The organism is Streptomyces rapamycinicus NRRL 5491, assembly GCF_024298965.1.
Classification (GTDB): Bacteria; Actinomycetota; Actinomycetes; order Streptomycetales; family Streptomycetaceae; genus Streptomyces; species Streptomyces rapamycinicus.
On the sequence record NZ_CP085193.1, the window covers coordinates 8332890 to 8345343 of the forward strand.

General features: G+C 65.1%; 11 protein-coding genes. 2 read left to right on the plus strand and 9 right to left on the minus strand.

All coding sequences use genetic code 11. The features are described from left to right. Positions 1–213: 213 nt before the first annotated feature. The 4 genes from LIV37_RS34865 to LIV37_RS34880 all read right to left on the minus strand — a co-directional run bounded on the left by LIV37_RS34865 (position 214) and on the right by LIV37_RS34880 (position 4409). Positions 214–1743, minus strand: a complete 1530-nt coding sequence (locus LIV37_RS34865; RefSeq protein ID WP_020871775.1) for an amino acid permease — start codon at positions 1741–1743, stop codon at positions 214–216. Between the two features lie 43 nt (positions 1744–1786). Beyond that, positions 1787–2656: a hypothetical protein gene (locus LIV37_RS34870; protein WP_020871776.1), complete on the minus strand. Its 870-nt coding sequence runs from the start codon at positions 2654–2656 to the stop codon at positions 1787–1789. A gap of 74 nt (positions 2657–2730) precedes the next feature. Beyond that, positions 2731–2880, minus strand: a complete 150-nt coding sequence (locus LIV37_RS34875; RefSeq protein ID WP_020871777.1) for a hypothetical protein — start codon at positions 2878–2880, stop codon at positions 2731–2733. A 359-nt stretch (positions 2881–3239) separates the two neighbouring features. Next, positions 3240–4409, minus strand: coding sequence for an SAM-dependent methyltransferase (locus LIV37_RS34880; protein WP_309471181.1), 1170 nt, complete (start codon positions 4407–4409; stop codon positions 3240–3242). Positions 4410–4612: 203 nt separating this feature from the next. On the opposite strand from LIV37_RS34880, the gene LIV37_RS34885 reads away from it, so the two are divergent. Then, positions 4613–5812, plus strand: a complete 1200-nt coding sequence (locus LIV37_RS34885; protein ID WP_158634870.1) for a helix-turn-helix domain-containing protein — start codon at positions 4613–4615, stop codon at positions 5810–5812. Here the strand turns inward: LIV37_RS34885 and LIV37_RS34890 are convergent. The 5 genes from LIV37_RS34890 to LIV37_RS34910 all read right to left on the minus strand — a co-directional run bounded on the left by LIV37_RS34890 (position 5802) and on the right by LIV37_RS34910 (position 11406). After that, the gene (locus LIV37_RS34890) at positions 5802–6551 is read right to left on the minus strand and encodes an HAD family hydrolase (RefSeq protein WP_020871779.1); all 750 of its coding nucleotides are present in this window, start codon (positions 6549–6551) and stop codon (positions 5802–5804) included. The genes LIV37_RS34885 and LIV37_RS34890 overlap by 11 nt on opposite strands. A gap of 210 nt (positions 6552–6761) precedes the next feature. Continuing rightward, positions 6762–7850 (minus strand): SIS domain-containing protein, encoded by a 1089-nt coding sequence (locus LIV37_RS34895; protein ID WP_020871780.1) that lies wholly within the window; start codon positions 7848–7850, stop codon positions 6762–6764. A gap of 47 nt (positions 7851–7897) precedes the next feature. After that, positions 7898–8704, minus strand: a complete 807-nt coding sequence (locus tag LIV37_RS34900; protein WP_020871781.1) for a BtpA family protein — start codon at positions 8702–8704, stop codon at positions 7898–7900. A gap of 194 nt (positions 8705–8898) precedes the next feature. After that, complete coding sequence (locus tag LIV37_RS34905) at positions 8899–9336, minus strand: hypothetical protein (RefSeq protein ID WP_020871782.1); 438 nt, start codon at positions 9334–9336, stop codon at positions 8899–8901. After that, positions 9337–11406: a PrsW family intramembrane metalloprotease gene (locus tag LIV37_RS34910; protein ID WP_148717777.1), complete on the minus strand. Its 2070-nt coding sequence runs from the start codon at positions 11404–11406 to the stop codon at positions 9337–9339. A 603-nt stretch (positions 11407–12009) separates the two neighbouring features. On the opposite strand from LIV37_RS34910, the gene LIV37_RS34915 reads away from it, so the two are divergent. Beyond that, the gene (locus tag LIV37_RS34915) at positions 12010–12372 is read left to right on the plus strand and encodes a hypothetical protein (protein ID WP_202979593.1); all 363 of its coding nucleotides are present in this window, start codon (positions 12010–12012) and stop codon (positions 12370–12372) included. Positions 12373–12454: the final 82 nt, after the last annotated feature.

A 12454-nucleotide genomic window follows, 5' to 3' on the forward strand; every position in this document is an offset into this window, starting at 1 on the left:
CGAGTTGGTAAGGCGGCGGATACCGGGTGCGCCAGATCATGGGTGAAGGGCCGATGCGGCCACAGTGGGCAGTGCCGCCGGGCGTCAGCGCCCCGGCAGTGTCAGCGTCACTGGGTCTTACTCACCGACATCTCTTACGGTGGAGGCTCTCGCCCCGTCTCCGTATGCCGGATGCCTGCGAGCAGCAGCGGGCCGCCACTCTCTGCCCCTGGTCTATGGGCGAGGGACTTCCTCTCCGCGGGTACGTTCGCGATGCGGGCTGAAGTTGCGTGGGTGGGCAGGGTTGAGGAACCACTTGCGGGCCGAGACGAGCCACCAGGTGCCGCAGAAGGCCATGACGATGCCCACTGCGATCGGCGCGTAGTTGAAGGTGTCCGCGGTGACCGGTGAGCTCTGCGGCAGCATGAACAGCACCGTGATCACCAGGACCCAGGCGACGGCGATCGTGCCCACGATGGTCGACCAGGAGCCGAGGTGCCAGGGCCCCCGCTCGAACCGGCTCCCCTGCCGCAGCCGCAGGAAGGTCGGGATGACGTAGGCGAGGTAGAGGCCGATGGTGGCGATGGAGGTGACCGCGGCGTAGGCGGTGTTGTTCCACAGGTAGGGCAGGCCGAGGGCGAAGGCGCCGCCGGTGGCGAGCCAGACGGCATTGGTGGGAGTCCGGCTGGCCGGGTTGAGTCTGTGCCACGTCTTGGAGAAGGGCAGCGCTCCGTCGCGGGAGAAGGCGTAGATCATCCGGGAGTTCGCAGTGACGGATGCCATGCCGCAGAAGAGTTGGGCGACGATGACGATGAGCAGCATCCACTTGCCGGCTGCCGAGCCGAGGGCGTCCATGAGGATCTGCGCCGGGGGCACTCCCGTGTCCGATTCGAGGGCACCGGTGTAGGACTGGATGGCGTAGGTGAAGCCGAAGAGGAGGACGAATCCGGCCGCGAGGGAGACGAGGATCGAGCGGACGATGCCCTTGGGCCCGGCGATGGAGGCGTCGATGGTCTCCTCAGTCATGTGGGCAGAGGCGTCGTAGCCGGTGAAGGTGTACTGCGCCATCAGCAGTCCGACGAGCACCACGTAGCCGCTGGAGCTGAAGCCGGTGTTGTTGACGAACTCGCCGAAGACGAACCGGGTCGACTGGTGGTGGTCAGGGATGAGCACCAGGGCGCCGCAGATAACAGCAACGCCGAGGATGTGCCACCAGATGGAGGCTTCGTTGAGGAGGGCGACAATGCGCACACCGAAGGTGTTCAGGACGCCGTGGAGGGCCAGGATGATCCCGAACAGCGAGATGGTGTGGCCCGGCGTGGCGGCGTAGCCGAATTGGAGATCGAGTAAGGCATTGAGGAAGTTGGCGGCACCGAAGTCGATGCCAGCAGTGACCGCGATCTGGCCGAGAGTGTTGAACCAGCCGGTGAACCACGCCCACGCTGCTGCGGAGCGCTTGGGGGCCATGCGGTGCGCCCAGAAGTACAGACCGGCGCTGGTGGGGTAGGAGGAGCAGACCTCGGCCATCGACAGGCCGACGAAGAGCGTCATCAGGCCGACGAACAGCCAGCCCCACATGATCACTGCGGGTCCGCCGGTGTTCATGCCGTAGCCGTAGAGCGTCATGCAGCCGGACAGGATGGAGATGATCGTGAAGCTGACGCCGAAGTTGGCGCGGCCGGACATCGAGCGGGACAGCGTCTGCTGGTAGCCGAGCTGCTTGAGGCGTTCCTCGTCGGAGACACGGGAGACATCAAGAGGCACAGGTATTCCGCCCTTCTTGCGTCGGTCGGGTGGTTGTGGGTGCTCAGCGGTGTCGGCGCCGCGGTGGGCTGTAGGCCCAGGCGCGGTGCCGCAGGAACAGTTCGCGGGCCTGACCGCAGTAGGACCAGGGAACGTGCGTGGCGTACGGGCCGATGGCGTCGAACACCTCCAGGGCCTCGATGTGGCGGTTCGCGAACGACAGGGCGTGGGCGAGGTAGTTGGCGTCATCGGCGAAACACGCGTGCGGGCTCGGTGCGCGATAGCGCCACCAGCGCTCCAGCACGCCGTCGATGTGCGGACAGTCGATCCAGGGGTGGATCGTCAGGCCGTAGGACCTCTGGTCCTGCTCCTGGCGGGCCCGGTGTGTTTCCGCCAGGACGACGAGTGGCAAGACCGCCAGGGGCAACCCATTGGGGGCAGTGGATGCCTGCTCCTCGGCCCACCAGGCCGCCTCTCCCGGTGCGCCGTGATAGCGAGGGAACAGGTAGGTGACCACCTCATGATGGGCTTCGCGGTTCCAGGGGTCGCGCTGCTTGATCTCCTCCCACACGAGGCTGAGTACCTTCCGGTCGGGAGCGTGGGTGCGCAGCAGCGCGAGCATGACCACCAGCGGTGCCACATCCTGCGGCCACACCTTCAGGGCGGCGCGGCAGGTGGACCAGGCATCCTCCATCAGCGCCCGGCCGGCACTGCGTCCGGCGATCATCGCGCGCAGGGCGTGCACGTTCGCGAGGAGAGCGAGGGCGTGATGTGAGCGTGGCTCGGCCTTCGCCCAGGTGTCGGCGAACCTGAGCCGCACCCCCACCTCGGCGAGGACCTGGAGACGGAAGATCCGGCGGTCCCAGTCCGCGCCCGTCGCGGCCAGCAGATCCCGGGCGCCTTCCCATCGCCCCATCGCCGCGTCGTCCACCACGGACCGCAACGCTCCGTCGTCACGAGCCGGATGCGGATTGAGAGGCGCGCTCTGTGTCTGTCCACGTCGTGCCATCACTCGGCCCGCCAGATCATCCGCGGTTCGCCGTGCCAGAAGCCAAAGGACGTGTACAGGACCTCGCGCTCGGGGTAGGTCAGTGAGAGCTGACGTATCCGTACCAGCTCTCTGGCCTCGGCAACCATCGCCCGCCGCGTGGGCACCATCACAGCGAATCCTCCCCCTTATGGGCGTGGGTTATGGCCGCTAGGCGATAGCGCAAAGAAACCGCAGATGCGGCGGCCACAATGAAGGCCGAGTACCAGAAGAGAGAGAGGAAGGCCATCAGAACCTCGAACGCAACGGATAGGGAGAGGATTGAGAAGGCCGTCGGGACGCTGCGGGGCTTCGGGACGGGGGAGCCGAAGACCCTAATTCGCAGATCGCCCCGACGGCCGGTCCAGATACTTGCGCAGTGGCGTCATGCTGAGCAAGCGAGGAGCGGTGGATATCGGGTGTTAGGTGAGTCCTCAGAGGATTTCTTGGGCGGCTTCACGGTCCGGCTGCCGAGATTCAGAGGAAGGTTTCACAGATGCTTCTGCGGGTCTGGAAGTTGTTCCTGCCTAGGGTTGGTCATTTGAGGTAGGTCCCGTGGCCCATTCGTGGTGACCTTTTGGCCGATCCCGCCGTACAGCCATACACGCTTGAGTTCCTCGTCGTCGACCGCGTCGTCGGGATTCCAAAGTGGAACCTGCACTAGCCCAGGCTCGATCAGAGTGAACCCCGAGAACAGGGCCTCGATCTCTTGATGCGAACGCATCGTGACGCCAGCGGTGGCCTGGTACTCGTCATACACGGCCGCACCGAGAGCAGCCTTGTCACGTTGAAGGTCACCAGTGACATGCGACAGGGCCAGGAAACTTCTGGGAGGCAATCCATTTCTGAGGGTGGCGATAATGTTGGCGATGTCCTCCTCGTCCGCAATGAAATGCGCGATCGCGGACAGCACGAGCGCGATGGGTTGCCCCCAGTCAAAGATCTCCTGTGACTGCGCCATGCGGAGGATTCCTTGCGGGTCCCGCAGATCACCCAAAGCATAGTCGACCTGATTAGGCTTGGTACCCACAAGTAGCGCTTGCGCGTAGGTGAGCACGATCGGATCGTTGTCGATGTAGAGGACCCGAGCATCACTGGCTACTGATTGTGCTACCTGGTGGAGATTGGGTTCGGTGGGGAGACCGGTTCCCAGATCGAGAAACTGACGGACCCCCATATCTGCCAGATGGCACACCGCCCGTCTCATCCACGCGCGGTTGGCTCGCGCGCTATCGATGGCCTCCGGTACTCGCCGGACCACTTCCTCGGCTGCAATTCGGTCGACGTGGTAATGGTTCTTCCCGCCGAGAAAGTAGTCGTACATCCGTGCCGGGTGCGGCCTATCGGTGCGCACATCCGCAGCGGCCCAGCCGACCTCCCCGCAAACCCGGCTCCCCCAATGGCCTGCTACTGCGGACGGCCAGTCAGGTTCCTGCGTGCTCGAACCCACAACGGACGGTACTCTCCTGGTTCGGGGCTCGTCAGGACAGCTAGTCATGAGAAGTGGCTCCATGTTGCTCAGCGGCATGGGATGCACGGTGAAGTCGGCGGGTCGGGCCAGCCGAGGTACCCGGCTGTGACCGGCGCAGCGCTCACCCGTAAGGAGTGAGCGGTCGCCAGTCACGAGGCCCAACTCAACGATGAGGCTGAAGTCGCCCATTGCGTATGAGCGTTTATGACAGAGTCGGTTAAGGTCAGTAGCAGCCACGCAAGGACGAGGCAGGGATGGACATGCGCGGGGCCAGCTCCCGGAGCTGCTCGGGGTGCGGCACAGACCTCAGTCGCTACAACCCATCTGGGCTGTGCGCCAGTTGTAGGCGGTCTTCGCCCAAGCTGTCTGCGAACTTCTGGGCCAGTGATGCCATGCGCGAAGCCCTGGGCCGCTGGGACGTCGGTGCTCTGGTCCTCGCCTATCGGAGACATACGGGCGTTTCCCAATCTGCTGTCGCTGCCCTTGTCAGCATCGACCAGTCAGAGGTAAGCCGTCTGGAGCGGGGCCGTAAGACAGTCCGTGACCGGCGGCAGGTGATGACCTGGACGCGGGCTCTGGGTGTACCTGACGCCATGGTTCCGGATCTCCCGATTGGCGAGGCAATCAGGGGCCCGGAATCGGTAATCGTCTCCCTGGCGGGGCCACATGCATATGCGATTAACGCGCCGGTCCCTTCAGTCAATCTAGAGGATCTAGACCTCCTTGTCATAGAATTACAGCAGCAGGACAACCAATTTGGAGGAGATGCGCTCATCGCCGCGGCTGAGCGCCGGCTACATGAAATTGTGACAGTGCTGTCAGCCGGCGGTACAGTGCATGAGAAGCCTCTCCAAAATGCCGTAGCCCAACTGGCGCAGATGGTGGGATGGTTATCGCTGGATGCCGGTCGGCCGGCCGAATCCCGTAGGAATCTCACCACGGCTCTGTACGCTGCCCACATAAGCGAGGACCCTGGTCTCGCCAGCAGCGTTCTTGGGTATATGAGTCTGACAGCTCTCTACCATGGGAGCCCTGTCGAGGCACTCGCACTGGCTCGAACTGCCTATGATTCCAGTTCTGCTACGGGGCGAACGGGCGCGATGCTCGCCACTCGTATGGCTCGCGCTCTCGCTGAGAACGGCCAAAAGGCCGAGACGCGGGCAATGCTCCGTGTTGCGGAAGGTGCTTTCGGCCGTACAGGGGCACAGCCCGATTCACCTGTGTGGCTGGCCTATTTCGATGAAGGGGAACTATTGGCGCAGCAAGGAACCTGTTTGATGAAGAGTGGCGCTCTCGAAGAAGCGCGTGCCTGTTTGGGCGGTGCCCTTGAGTATCTACGCGCGAGTGGGACACAGAATCTTCGCGACCAAGTTCACTACCTGATCCGACTGGCAGATATCGGGTTAATGGCCGGTGACCTCGACGAATCCTGTGCTCAGGCCGCACGAGCCCTCACTCTCAATGAGCAGATTTCCTCGACGCGGATGACGAAGAACATCACCGACTTCATGGCAAAGCTGCGGCTGCACGGATCTACGCGGCCTGTTCAGCAGTTGCTTGGCAGGGTCGCAGAGTCAGGGATCACTCGCTGAGTTTCGTCAGCGATCCGCTGGCTTCACCGGCATTGGCACCCAGGACTGCGTCAAGCACCGCTTGGGTGTCTGCAAGGTCAGGAAGAACTATGTCCGCTCCTCCGCGGTGAAGTTCATCAGCCGACACCGACCCGGTCGCTACGGCGACAACTCGCGCATCTCCTGCCTTAGCGGTCGCGATGTCCATCAAGGTGTCGCCCACTATCACGGTCTCAGTAGCGGAAAAGTCCCGACGGTAGTGCAGTTGGGCGCGTTTCCAGGCGGAGGGCAGCAGTGCCACCCGCTCCTCAGCGTCATCCCCGTAGGCCCCAGCGTCTAGATCGAGATGCTCACCCAGCCCGAAGACGCTCAGCTTGAGCTCGGCGAGAATTCGCATGTTCCCGGTAAGGACCGATTGCCGAACACCGGGTACTCGGCTCAAGGTGCCGAGTGCTTCTGGAACCCCTGGCAGAACGTGGCCGCGGACAGCTAGTAGGTCTGCTCGTGCCTCAAGCTCCTCAGCAACAGCCGTGATGAAGGTGGTGAGGGTGCCCGGGTCTGGATCGATGTCGTGCAGACGGAGGGTCTCCGAGGCGATGAGCAGATCCGTTTTACCTGTCATGTCGGCCATGCGTGACATGGGGCGCCCCGTCACTCGGGTGAAGGCGCTTCTGTAGGCGTCACGGCTCACTCCGCCGCCGTCGAGCAAGGTGTGGTCGATGTCCCAGAGGATCAGGCGTGCGCACTCGTCGAACTGCATACCGCCACCCATGCGTCGTTGGCCACCAGGTCAAGTGCAGGCTACCCATACCGTCCAGCACGCATGGGAGACGCCTTCATCGACGAGATCCAAACTCAGAGTCTTTTCCGCCGCGACGCCGACCCTGTGGCCATCAGGACTGTCGAATCGGCCCTTGCCCGGGAGACCCTTCGCGGAGCGCGCTCGCCGACGCTTGCGACGGCTGTGGCGTCAACTGCTGGAGCGGTCTGCTTGGAAGGGCAGGCGCTCAAGGCGTTGTGCCGTGTAGGAGGCCGTATAACCGGCGAAGAGGTGATACAGGAGGGGAGAGAACTCCTCTCGCACCGCGCCGTGCACTGGCAGGACCGCATCGGCGTACGCGATCAGGTCTGTTTCGTTTCGGTCGACGACGGCGATGACATGCCGTCCGAGCCGGGATGCCTGCTCCGCGAGTCGCGCGGCTCGCTGCTGGGAACGTCCTGGTGGGGCGATGACGAACACGGGCATGTCGACCGGGTAGGCGAACCGCTCCACGTGGCTCCACTCCTCCAGGTCCTGGCCCGCCGCGAAAACTCCCGCCGCTTCGGCCAGTTTCGCCGCGCCGTACTGTGCCGTCCCATGATTCGGGCCGCTTCCCACCATGGCCACCACCGGCGCTTCGGCGATCACCTCGGCAAGCCGCGCACATCGCTCTTTGATGGCTTTGGTGGTCGCGTCCATGGTGCCGGCGAGCTCGGCGAGTTCCCGGCGCAGGCCGGCCGCCGCTGCTTCAGAGGAGTCGGCTCGGCGGGCTTCGGCCAGTTGGAGGGCGATGAGCAGCATGCCCAAGACGCTGGCCTGGTAAGTGCGGATCCCGGGCGAGCGCTCGGGGTGCTCCAGGTCGACCAGGAGGAAGCGGTCGGCCGCCCGGGTGACGGCGCTGCCGGGAGTGCCGGTCAGGGCCACGGTGAGCGCGCCGTCGGCCTTGGCGCGCTCGATGGCCTGGACGACTCCCTTGGTGCCGCCCGAGGCGGATGTGGCGATGACCAGGGTGCGGCCTTCACCGGTGCGGCGGCCGAGGGGAGGGCTGTAGCGGAGGAATCGCCATGCGCTCAGCGGCTCACAGGTGACCTCGGCGAAGGTCTCGAAGGCCATCTCCGCGGCGCAGGCGGCGTGGTGGGAGTCCCCGTTCCCGGTGAGGATCACCGTGTCGATCGATTCCCACTCGGCAGGGGAGAGCAGCGTGCTGACCCGGTTGGTGAACAGGTCCGTGCGGGTGCGCAGGTCGGTGGACAGGGCTTCGACCTGCCGGACCATGACCTCGGGCTGAATGGGCTCCATGGCCCCGCGTCCTTCCTCTCGCCGCGGGTGGTGGCCGGCACCGGGTATCACCGCTCCAGCGCTCGCACGATGTCGACGTACCGTTTCACTCGGTCGACATCGATCTGTCCGCCCCAGCCCCCGCGCTCCAGGCATGTGCCCACGAACGCGCCGTCTGCCGCCGCCATCAGTCGGGCGGCGTTGTCGTGGTTGGTGTGTCCGGCCATGAAGACCGGAACGTCGGGAACGGCTCGGCGTACCGAAGCGATCATCTCCAGCGCGGTGTTCTCGTCCGGATGGCACAGCGATACGGCGTCGGCGCCCACGTAGCGCGCTGCCCGCGCGACCTCCGCGGTGGTCTTCTCCTCGCCGAACCACCGGAAGTGCATGGAGTCCACTTCGGCGATGACCTTGATGCCCATGGCGCCAATCTTGCCGCGGTACTCCATCACACCGAGGGGATCGGCTTGCACCATGCCATGGGTGGTGAGCGTCGCCCCGACGACCGCCCCGGCCCGGATATAGGTGCCACCGGCTACTTTCGCCACCGCCAGCGAGGCCTTGAGCGCGTTGCGCATCAACTGCACACCGACCTGGAACTCCGGTCCGGTGGCCTGTACCACGGCACGGACGATCAAGCTCATGGCGGCTGTCCGGGCGGGATCCGACTCGTCTTCGACGCTGTAGACCCGGTCGACGGTCTGTATCAGACATCCGTCGGCGCCACCTTCGTGGAGAGCCCTGGCCGAACTCACCGCGGTCTCCAGGATTTTCTCCAGGCTGCCCTCTTCGTAAAACGGCGTGCCGGGCAATGGCCGCAGATGGACCATGCCCAGTACGGACTTCCGCGTGCCGAGCATGGTGAACTCGGGCATAGGTCCCTCCCGCACAGTTGACTCGATCAACCGGCAAGTCCGGCCCTGCGTGGCAGGTCCGGTGTCGCGGCGGCGCCGCGAACTTGTCCCCTGCGGCTGCTGGGGAGGTCTCCCCGCGAATCTTCCCCGTCAACCCTCATCACCCGCGGGCCCGCCATTACTGGCCGAAAACTCGGGCGACGTCGCGGGACGAGTCAGTCGGCCATGTCCTGGGCTGTGTATCCCAAGAGGCCGATCTTGAACAATGGGGCCAGCATCTGTTCGAGATACCACGGCAGGTCCGTCATCTCCTCGGCCACCGTGTGAGACTTCCTGTTGATTGACGGTGTGAAAGATGCCTCCCTTCTTCCAGGGAAGAGGAGAAGCAAGCCTCCGGTCTCAGCTCCCGGGTGGTACACGGAAACCCCGATACTCTGCTGCTCACGTTCGGATGAGTCAAGAGTGCCGATGATCTGTCCAAGCGTTTCTGGTGGCGCGCTCGACCAGTCCAGGTCGCCGTCCTCATCCTGGATGGCGTACGAGATCCCGCGAGGCTCGGCCGGTGACCATCCGGACTCCGACAAGGCACGCACGATGAGGGAAGCCGTGACCGGCGCCTGGAATGTGAAGTCGATGTCTGCCGTTCGGGACATCTATCCCGCCTCCTTCGAGATCACGCGCCACACATAGTTTTTCTTGTTGAGCCACTTGACGATGTTTTCCGGGATCGGCTTCTCGGAGATGAGCGAGAACCTCCTGCCGCCCTCTTCGGCGATGCGGCGCGCGTCACCGAGGTTTGACTTGAACTTCTCCATCACCTTCGGATTCTCGTTCGCGAGGTCCCAGTATCGGCCGGACTTGGCCTCGTACCATACTTCGATCCCGTCGTCTCCCGGGTAAGCTCCGTCGAACTCGCGTCCCCCTTCTCTGAAGGATCCGCGACCGCCCAGCTTCTCCTGCACGTGGTCCTCGTACTCCTTACCGCGCCGCACCCTGCCCTGTCCTGACGTTTCAACCGGGCTTCCGGACCCCTCGGACTCCGGAGAACCCCCGCCCCCGTGCCCGGCTGCGCTCGCCGACATCAGGACGATGCCCAAGGTGCCGAAGGCCGCGGCGTGAATGACCGCCGGGACGGTGACGAGGCCCGCTTCGGCTCCGGCGGTCGCCAGAGCGAGCCCGCCACCGGATGGCAAGAGGGCGAGCAGCGCCATCAGGAGGAGAGCGAAGCCGAGATAGGCGAGGAAATTGTCGAGCGCCTCCAGCAGGTGGAGGTTCCGGATCAGCGGTTCATCCGGCTCCAGACCGTCCCGGAGGCGCAATAAGAGCACCGCTCCGGTGGTCAGTCCGCCCAGCGCCGTCCAGACCCGGAGCCGGGCGACCGCTAGCAGCTCCCCGTGGGGCACGGCGCGGGTCGCCTGCCATGTGCGCAACAGCGCGATGAGCTGCCAGCCCATCCACAGCAGTCCGGCGACACCGAAAGCCATCAGGACGTACGGGCCGTTTCCCGAACCGAAACGCTCCTGGAGGGCGGCAGCGGCGGGGAAGGAGCCGACACAGAGGAAGACAATCGCCGGGGACGCGAGCCCGAGGGAGATGAGGACGAACCACTTACGGCGCCGGTCCCGCACGGCGCCCGCCATTCCGCGCACGGCGCGGAAGTCCAGGTGCCGCCAGGCGTGTTCGTTGTCGGAGGCGTCGATCTGCCCCGCGGCCCAAACGACGCTGTGATGCAGGGACTCGGCACCGGGGTACGCAGGACGAGCCGCGGCGTAGAGCAGCGAATGCCGCATCCGGGCAAAGCGCAGCGCGATCAGCATCGTCCACGGCACCCGCCATCCCCCGTACGCCGCCAGCGCCGCCAAACCGGACCGGCCGGTCCGCTCGCCCCGGAGGAGGATGCCCGGCACGAGCCGTTTGCCGCGCCGGATATGCCGTAGGTCGACGGCCATGGCGATGGCCAGGCACAGCAGCGGAACCGTCCACAGGACTCCGTCGAAGACATCCGCCCAGGCCCGCGCATCCCGGTCGGCGGGGCGCGCGGCGGCATAGTTGGTCAGCATGTGATGCGAAACGGCGGCCGCGACCGGCAGTGAGCTCAGCGCACGGACCCATCCGCGACCCCGCAACAGCACACCCACACCCAGCGCGGTCAGAGCCGTATACACCAGATGGGGACTGGTCTCCGCGGCCGGGCTGAGATCCCCCAGCTCCAACGTGCCCGAGGGGGCGGGGAACCAGGCGGAGAGGATCTGCTCGGGCCCCGGAATATAGGGCGCCCTAAGGCTGTCGGGGATGGCCCAGCCGCCGGCGGGATGCGCGATCGCCCGGTCCGCGTCCAGCCCGAACCGGGCCACCGCCTCCAGCAGCCCGAACCCCGCCCCCAGCGCCGCGCCGAGCACCACGTAGTCCGTCATGCCCCACTGGCGCCGGATCCGGACGTTCCAGGCGACCAGCAACAGCGGCGCGAGCTTGATGAGTTCCTCGATGACCGGATCGACGGTATAGCCGGCCACCTCCACGACCTTCGCCAGCGGCTCACCCGTCAGATCCGCAGCGCTCCGCGTGTACGCCAGCTCCAGCAACGCTGTCACGACACCACAGCCGTAGACACCGACCGCGATCGCCAGCAGCACCGTCGACACCCGTACCGACCTCGTAGGCGAGGCCAGAACCAGCAACTGCACCACGCCGTACACCGCCGCGGCCACCATGACCAACGCCACGCTCAGCCCCCCAACGGCCGTAGGACCAAAGCCGCGACGCTAAGGGGTAATGGGCAGCCGAGCAACCGAATAGCCCGGTGGCCGCGCGAGCCCGGTCAACTTTGAGCCGTCCGCCAGCTCCTTCCCGCAGTCGCGCCGTGCCGCGTAGACCGACTACACCAGCACCGCGGAGCTGGCGACGATCTGCTCTCCCTTTTGGTCGACGCGCTCACTAATTCAGCTAAAACGCCTGAATCGTCATCCGGACTTTGAAGTTAGGCCCGGAGGAGGCTCGGCTGCACCTTGCAGTTGGAACGAGGAGGCGCGATAGACGTGGATCTGTTCGGTCGTGGCGAGAACCGTACTTGAGGCGGTATGGCTATGCGGAGAGAAGGATCACGGAGGTCGTGCGGGCATCGGATCATTTGGGCGGTCCTTGGCGCTTCCGTAATGTTTGTCGTAGCGGCGTGCAATTCAGATGGGCCAACTGGCCGTGGAGGCGCCTCCGGTGCGGGTGCGGGTGATGCATCGAGTTCAAGGGCGCCAGTCTCGCCGTCTTCCCTGTCTGCGGTGGGGGTGGCGCGTCAGCAAGCAGTAGCAGCATACGTAGGCATGTGGCGGGACATGGCGGAGGCGGGAGAGACGTCGGACTGGCGGTCCCCGACGCTGTCGAGGTATGCCACCGGAGATGCGCTGTCGACGATCTCGCGAGGTATGTATGCCGACCACCTCAACGGATTCGTTTACAAGGGAAGGCCGAAAAACCACCCGAAGGTGACGTCGGTGGATCCGTCGAAGGATCCGAATGCGGTGCTGATCTCCGACTGCGGGGACTCTACGCACTGGTTGAAGTATCGGGTCGATAACGGCAAGCTCGCCGACAATGAGCCTGGCGGACACCGGTCGATTACGGCCGAGGTCAAGCAGCAGTCGGATGGTAAGTGGAAGGTGACGCGCTTTGCCGTCGAGGGGATCGGCTCGTGTTAAAGCGAGGAGCGGTCGTGGTGGGGCTGTCGCTGGTGGCAGTGATGGCGGGCGCGGTCCCCGCTTGGTCGGATGATTCGTGGGG

Excerpts from the sequence above, each read along its gene's own strand:
- LIV37_RS34875 (WP_020871777.1), bottom strand. The coding sequence starts at position 2,880 with ATGGTGCCCACGCGGCGGGCGATGGTTGCCGAGGCCAGAGAGCTGGTA.
- LIV37_RS34880 (WP_309471181.1), bottom strand. The coding sequence starts at position 4,409 with ATGGGCGACTTCAGCCTCATCGTTGAGTTGGGCCTCGTGACTGGCGAC.
- LIV37_RS34885 (WP_158634870.1), top strand. The coding sequence starts at position 4,613 with ATGCGCGAAGCCCTGGGCCGCTGGGACGTCGGTGCTCTGGTCCTCGCC.
- LIV37_RS34890 (WP_020871779.1), bottom strand. The coding sequence starts at position 6,551 with ATGCAGTTCGACGAGTGCGCACGCCTGATCCTCTGGGACATCGACCAC.
- LIV37_RS34895 (WP_020871780.1), bottom strand. The coding sequence starts at position 7,850 with ATGGAGCCCATTCAGCCCGAGGTCATGGTCCGGCAGGTCGAAGCCCTG.
- LIV37_RS34900 (WP_020871781.1), bottom strand. The coding sequence starts at position 8,704 with ATGCCCGAGTTCACCATGCTCGGCACGCGGAAGTCCGTACTGGGCATG.
- LIV37_RS34905 (WP_020871782.1), bottom strand. The coding sequence starts at position 9,336 with ATGTCCCGAACGGCAGACATCGACTTCACATTCCAGGCGCCGGTCACG.
- LIV37_RS34915 (WP_202979593.1), top strand. The coding sequence starts at position 12,010 with ATGGCGGAGGCGGGAGAGACGTCGGACTGGCGGTCCCCGACGCTGTCG.